Source organism: Pseudolysinimonas sp. (genome assembly GCF_031389465.1).
GTDB lineage: Bacteria > Actinomycetota > Actinomycetes > Actinomycetales > Microbacteriaceae > Pseudolysinimonas_A.
Genome location: NZ_JANMSQ010000113.1, coordinates 1 through 6,100, shown reverse-complemented (window position 1 = coordinate 6,100; position 6,100 = coordinate 1). Strand labels below are relative to the sequence as shown.

Below are 6,100 nucleotides of genomic sequence, written 5' to 3'. Positions count from 1 at the left end.
GGCCCGCGACCTCACAGCCGCCGGCCCAGCGCTTGGCGACGTGCTTGGTGCGGGTGAACATGATGCGACGGCCGGTGCCGGAGGCGAGCGCGATGACGAGGTTCTTCTTCGCGGCGGCATCGGATGCGGCGAGTACGTGGTGCTCCATCGCGCCCTGCGGGATGCCGGGGGCGTCGACGCCGTGACTCACCGGCCGCGAGAGGAACCGGTTGGCGAGCTTGTCAACGCCGTTGTCGAGCGTGGCGCTGAACAGCATCCGCTGTCCGTCTGCCGGAGTGGCAGAGAGGATGCGGGTGACACCGGGCAGGAAGCCCAGGTCGGCCATGTGGTCGGCCTCGTCGAGCACGGTGATCTCGACGGCGTCGAGGAAGATGTGCTTCTGCTTCATGAGGTCTTCGAGGCGACCGGGGCAGGCCACGACGATGTCGACACCGGCGCGGAGGGCGGCGACCTGGCGCTGCTGCGAGACGCCGCCGAAGATGGTCGTCGAGGTGAGGCCGTAGGCCTTCGCGAGCGGAGCGATCGCGACCTCGATCTGGGTCGCGAGTTCGCGGGTAGGGGCAAGAATGAGGCCCAGTGGGCGGCCGGCGCGGCGGGGTCCGCCGGAGAGGCGGGTGCCGAGACGCGCGGCCATCGGGATGCCGAAGGCGAGCGTCTTGCCGGAGCCGGTGCGGCCGCGGCCGAGCACGTCGCGCCCTGCGAGGGTGTCAGGCAGCGTCGCCGCCTGGATCGGGAAGGGCTCGGCCATGCCCTCGCGGGCGAGGACCTCGGCGAGCGGGAAAGGCACGCCGAGCGTGCTGAAGGTGACGGTGGTCATGGTGACTTTCTGACAGCTGCGACACAAGGGCGCGCAGCCGATTTATTCGGGATGGCGAAGGTGGGAATGCCCACATCCGTTCGCCGTAAGAGACTCATCGACCGTCGAATCGCCACTTTTTCAAGATGGGTCAGCGCGGGAGAGGAAGCGTTCTACGACGCGGGGACGCACACTGCAGCGTCCCGGTGTCTCAACGGTAGCAGACGACTCTCCCTACCAGGCTTACCCGGCGTGGCGACGGCGGTTCCAGCGCACGATCAGCACGATCGCCGCCGAGACCAAGCCCGCCGCGATGAGCCAGGGCAGCAGCACGCCGAGGGCGACGAGTAGCCCCGAGAAGAAGGCGACGAACGCGCCCCACCCGGCGGCGAGTCCGCTCAGGAAGTCCATCGGTTCCTGCACCGGGGCCTCGGCCTCGGAGCGCAGGTAGAGCGACAGAGTCGACAGGGCGACTTGGTCGGCGACGGAGCGCTGCTGCGCCTCAAGGTCTTCGAGAGTCGCCTGGTGCTCCGCGATCGCCGTCTCGAGGGTAATCAGGTCGGCGATCGTCGACGCCTGTGCGAACATCGCGTTGAGCCGGTCGATGATGCCGCGCTGGGTGGCGATGCGGGACTCGAGGTCGGTGACCAACACGGTGACGTCGCTCGTGTTCGTCGAGATCTCGTCGGCGCGCCCGAGCTCGGAAAGGTCGTCGAGAACTTCCTGCAGCCGGTTGGCCGGGATGCGCAGGATGAGGTTCGCACTACCCGCATCCCCGTTCGCGGGAGCGTATTCGGAGCGCCCGTCGACCCGCCCGCCGGCCGCCTCCACGAGACGCACGGCTTCGCGGGATGCGGCCAACGGATCGTCGGCGGTGACCGTCATCGACCCGGTGACGATGACATCTCGGGCGGTCTGTTCAGTCGAGAAGTTGCCGCTGTCGCCATCGGTGACGCCGGCATCCTCGCCCACCACGGGAGCCATGGGGGCGCCCCCCGACTCATCGGTCATCGACCCGCTACTCGCACTGCAGCCTGCGAGCAAAAGAGTCGCGGCCAGCAGGGTGGCACCGAGAGTCGTGGTCGTACGCGTGATTCGCCTCATGTGGGCAACGCTAAAGTCCCGCGGGCTCAGGCACCACACAACGTTCATCACGATTCGGTCGTCAGGGCGTCACGATTCCGTCACGGCGTACGCCTCCCGTTGCGGGGTGTCAACCCCGTTCGGTTCCGCAGCTTCGCGGCTTACCGTCGAAACCCCGAAAGGGGATCCACAAGGAGGACCAATCATGGGTTTCATGGACACCGCGAAAGACGCCGCTGACGCCACCGGCGACAAGATCGGCGAGGTCGTCGACGACACGAAGGAGCGCGTCTCCGACAAGGTCGACGAGATGCAGGCCGACGCCGAGGTCGCGAAGGCCGAAGCCGAACGCGACGCCGTGCACGCCAAGAACGAGCACAAGGAGCACATGCGCCAGGACTGACCCGTCTCGGGCCCAGTCGCCGTAGCATGGCGGGATGGGGTGGCTACGCAGATTGCTGCGGAGGCCGCCCCTTCTGCATATCGCGGGGGATGTCGGTGTCGGCGCTCCCGTCGTCTTGCTGCATGGCATCGCGTCGTCGTCGGTGACCTTTGAGTACGTGGTGCCGCTCGTCACTCCGCGCCACCGCATTGTGTCGATCGATCTGCTGGGATTCGGCGCCTCGCCGATGCCACCGGATGCCACCTACACGATCGAGGAACACGTCGCGGCGCTGCGCCGTACACTCCGCAAGCTCGGGCTGCGCCGGATCGTTCTCGTCGGGCACTCGCTGGGCGCCCTCATCGCGACTCGCTACGCTGCCACCTTTCGCCGCGACGTGACGCGGCTCGTCATCGTGAGTCCACCCGTCTACGTCTCGCCGACCGAGATGGGCACCCCCCTCGACCGGGCGGCCATGGACGGCTACTTCCGGCTCTACGAATTTCTGCGCGCCAACAAGCAGTTCACGATTCGTGCGGCGGCGGGACTTGCACGGTTGTCGCCGATCAAGAACTTGCTGGATGTCTCCGAGAAGAACTGGAACGCGTTCGTGCTCTCGTTGGAGAAGTCGATCGAATCGCAGACCATGGTGAGCGACTTGGTTCAGGTCGCGGCCCCCATCCACCTCGTCTACGGCACGCTCGACCCGCTGTTGCATCCTGGCGGACTGCGCATCGTCGAGAACCTGCGCAGTGTCACGTCCCACAAGGTGCAGGGCATCGATCACGTCATCAGGCCGCGGATGGCGCGGGTCGTGGCGACTGCGATCGGCTGAGGTCGGCGACGGCATCGCCCGCCGCCGGTCGCGGATGCCGGGCCGACGGACCCTAACGTCGGGCGCTTAGCCGCCGTTCAGCGCGGCGCGCGCGCCGACTCGCGCACGATGAGAGTCGTCGGAAGGGGCGTCGTCTCGGTCGCCGTCTCGGGCTCCTCGATCGTGAGCAGCACCTTCTGCATGATGAGAGATCCGAGGCCGGCGAAGTCCTGTCGCACGGTGGTGAGCGGGGGGAACAGGTATCCGGCTTCCGGCAGATCGTCGAAGCCGACGATGCTGACGTCTTCGGGCACCTTGAGGTCGCGCTCTCGCAAAGCGGAGAGTACGCCGATCGACATGTGGTCGTTGGCGACGAAGACGGCGGTCGGCCCCGCGATGTCGATCGTGCGACCGAGGTCGTAGCCGCTCGCGGGCGACCAGTCGCCCCGCGCCGGCTCGATGACCTCCAGACGGTGGGCGGCGAGTTCGTCCCGCCACCCACGCTCCCGCTCGATCGCATCCGGCGACCGCGCGGGCCCGGCGACGTGCAGAATGCGGGTGTGGCCGAGTTCGATCAGGTGGCGTACCGCTGCACGCGCCCCCCGGTACTGGTCGATCGAGACGATCGTCGGGCCGCGGCGGGCGGATGCGGCCACCGCGACGAACGGGATGCCGAGCTCGAGACTGCGCACGACCTCCAGCACCGAGATGTCGTCGACGAGGAGCACGATCGCATCGACGCGTTGCCGCAGCAGGGCTTCGACGATGGCGCGCACGCCCGGAGGCTCGATGTCGAGCAGCGAAACGGTTTCGATGCTGTAGCGGGCTTCGCGGGCGGCGATGTTGAAGTGCATCGCGATCGACGCCGGCCCGAGATCCGCGGTACCGGGAGCGATGAGCCCGATGGTGCGACTGCGGCGGGTGACGAGGGCGCGGGCCGCCGGGGAGGGGCTGTAGCGCAACTGCGAGATCGCGCTCTCGACCCGGGCGCGCGTGGTCGGGCGCACGTTCGGCAGGTCGTTGAGCACGCGTGACACGGTCTGGTGCGACACCCCGGCGAGGCGGGCGACGTCGAAGATGTTGGCGGCACGTGGGCCTGGCTCCTCCGCCACCCGCCGCTTCGGGTCAATCTCAGTCATCTGGTTGCGTCACCATCGCCAACAGCGGTTCGCTCGACAACTCGTCGGCGGGAAGGGCAGCGACCACGAGTCCGTCGCGAAGCACGACGACGCGCGTTGACACCCTCAGAACTTCTTCAAGCTCGGCCGAGATGAACACGACGGACATTCCGTTCGCCGCTAGCTCCCCGACGAGATTCTGGACCTCGACCTTGGCGCCGACGTCGATGCCGCGGGTGGGCTCGTCGAGCAGGATCACGCGCGGGGCCAGCGCGAGCAGGCGGGCGAGCAGCACCTTCTGTTGGTTGCCGCCGGAGAGGGTGCCGGCGATCGTCTCCGGGGACTCGGGACGGATGCCGAGGGCCTCGATCCAGCTCGCCGCCAGCTCGGTCTGGCGCGAGCGGCGCATCAGCCGCAGCATCCCGCGTTGCGCCTGGATGGCGAGCACGATGTTCTCGCGCACGGTGAGGTCGGCGATGATGCCCTCGGTGCGGCGGTTCTCCGACGAGTAGACGACCCCCAGGCCGATCCCGCGTCGCGGGCCCGCGATGGTCGTCGAGTTCCCATCGAAAACGATGACGCCACCGTCGGGCTGGTCGACACCGGACAGAGTGCGGGCGAGTTCGGTGCGCCCCGAGCCGAGCAACCCGGCGAGCCCCACGACCTCCGCCTCGCGCACCTCGAGGTCGACGTCGCGGAGGCGCGGCCAACGCCGCAGCTGTCGGCCCTCGAGTACGACCCGGGTTCCCGGTTCGGGGTCGAAGGGTCGGCGCACGCGCCGTTCGGCGATCTCCCGGCCGAGCATCTTCTGCACGAGATCGATGCGCAGCAACTCCGTCGTGCGGTACTCGCCGACCAGCACCCCGCCGCGCAACACGGTGATGCGGTCGCAGATCTCGTACACCTGGTCGAGGAAGTGCGAGATGAACAGCACCGCGACGCCGCGGTCCTTGAGCTCGCGGATAACCCGAAAGAGTTCGGCGACCTCGTCGGCGTCGAGGCTCGATGTCGGCTCGTCGAGCACGAGCACCCGCACGTCGGTCGAGATCGCGCGCGCGATCGCGACGAGTTGCTGCACCGCGAGCGAGTGCGAGCCCAACAGTGACGCGGGATCGATCGAGAGCCCGAGTTCGGCGAGAACGTTGACGGCGAGGCGGCGCATTGCGGGCCAATCGATGCCGCCGAATCGCCGCGGTTCCCGACCGAGCGCGATGTTCTCGGCGACCGACAGGTTCGGCAGGAGGTCGATCTCCTGGTACACCGCTCGGATGCCGTGGCGCTGAGCATCGAGCGGCGACGGGATGCGGACCACCTGCCCGTCGAGCCGGATCTCGCCCGCGTCGAGCGGGAGGGCACCGGTGAGGGCTTTGATGAGGGTCGACTTGCCGGCGCCGTTCTCGCCCATCAGCGAATGCACTTCGCCCGCGAACATCCGAAAGTCGACGGTGTCGATCGCGGTTTCGCGACCGAACCTGACGGTGGCTCCCTTCACTTCGAGAACCGGCGTCGTCGTCGGGTCGCCCATCGTCACATTCTGCTGGACGACGCCGGTCTCCGGGAGATCATCTGCGGCTCGATCGCGAGACGATCACCCGCTGCACGACCACGAACATCAGCAGCAACCCGCCGATCGTGATGCGCGTCCAGGACTGTTCGGCGCCGAGGAACGAGATCGCGGTCTTGATCGTGCCGTAGACGAAAACGCCGATCATCGAGCCCAGCACGTAGCCGGACCCGCCGGTGAGCAGGGTGCCGCCGATGACGACTGCGGCGATCGTGTCGAGCTCGGTGCCGATGCCGTTGAGTGGGTAGCCGGCCCCCTGATACGCGGTGAAGACGACACCGGCGAGCCCGGCGCAGGTGCCGCTGATCACATAGGCGAGCAGTTTCGTTCGCACAACGGGGAG

The 6,100-nt window shown here is 68.0% G+C and carries 6 protein-coding genes and 1 pseudogene; 2 read left to right on the top strand and 5 right to left on the bottom strand.

The window, feature by feature from the left end; all coding sequences use genetic code 11:
- Together RMO30_RS04395 and RMO30_RS04390 are read right to left on the bottom strand one after the other, a co-directional pair.
- A partial coding sequence (locus RMO30_RS04395) for a DEAD/DEAH box helicase (protein WP_309710009.1) occupies positions 1 to 817 on the bottom strand: 817 nt, incomplete at its 3' end.
- 222 nt (positions 818 to 1,039) lie between these two features.
- Entirely contained in the window at positions 1,040 to 1,900 is an 861-nt protein-coding gene (locus RMO30_RS04390; protein WP_309710008.1) for a DUF4349 domain-containing protein, read from the bottom strand.
- 184 nt (positions 1,901 to 2,084) lie between these two features.
- Between RMO30_RS04390 and RMO30_RS04385 the strand changes: the two genes are divergently transcribed.
- The gene (locus RMO30_RS04385; RefSeq protein ID WP_309710005.1) at positions 2,085 to 2,282 is read left to right on the top strand and encodes a hypothetical protein; all 198 of its coding nucleotides are present in this window, start codon (positions 2,085 to 2,087) and stop codon (positions 2,280 to 2,282) included.
- A 34-nt stretch (positions 2,283 to 2,316) separates the two neighbouring features.
- Positions 2,317 to 3,096 (top strand): alpha/beta hydrolase, encoded by a 780-nt coding sequence (locus RMO30_RS04380; RefSeq protein ID WP_309710002.1) that lies wholly within the window; start codon positions 2,317 to 2,319, stop codon positions 3,094 to 3,096.
- 77 nt (positions 3,097 to 3,173) lie between these two features.
- Here RMO30_RS04380 and RMO30_RS04375 read toward each other — a convergent pair whose 3' ends face one another.
- From RMO30_RS04375 to RMO30_RS04365, 3 genes and pseudogenes are all read right to left on the bottom strand, one after another.
- Entirely contained in the window at positions 3,174 to 4,214 is a 1,041-nt protein-coding gene (locus RMO30_RS04375; protein WP_309709999.1) for a LacI family DNA-binding transcriptional regulator, read from the bottom strand.
- Complete coding sequence (locus RMO30_RS04370; RefSeq protein WP_309709998.1) at positions 4,207 to 5,718, bottom strand: sugar ABC transporter ATP-binding protein; 1,512 nt, start codon at positions 5,716 to 5,718, stop codon at positions 4,207 to 4,209. Before RMO30_RS04370 ends, RMO30_RS04375 begins: the two co-directional genes overlap by 8 nt.
- 37 nt (positions 5,719 to 5,755) lie before the next feature.
- A pseudogene (locus RMO30_RS04365) lies at positions 5,756 to 6,100 on the bottom strand (sugar ABC transporter permease YjfF); the annotation flags it as partial.

Coding starts and splice junctions, on each gene's coding strand:
- RMO30_RS04370 (WP_309709998.1), bottom strand. CDS start 5,718: ATGGGCGACCCGACGACGACGCCGGTTCTCGAAGTGAAGGGAGCCACC.
- RMO30_RS04390 (WP_309710008.1), bottom strand. CDS start 1,900: ATGAGGCGAATCACGCGTACGACCACGACTCTCGGTGCCACCCTGCTG.
- RMO30_RS04380 (WP_309710002.1), top strand. CDS start 2,317: ATGGGGTGGCTACGCAGATTGCTGCGGAGGCCGCCCCTTCTGCATATC.
- RMO30_RS04375 (WP_309709999.1), bottom strand. CDS start 4,214: ATGACTGAGATTGACCCGAAGCGGCGGGTGGCGGAGGAGCCAGGCCCA.
- RMO30_RS04385 (WP_309710005.1), top strand. CDS start 2,085: ATGGGTTTCATGGACACCGCGAAAGACGCCGCTGACGCCACCGGCGAC.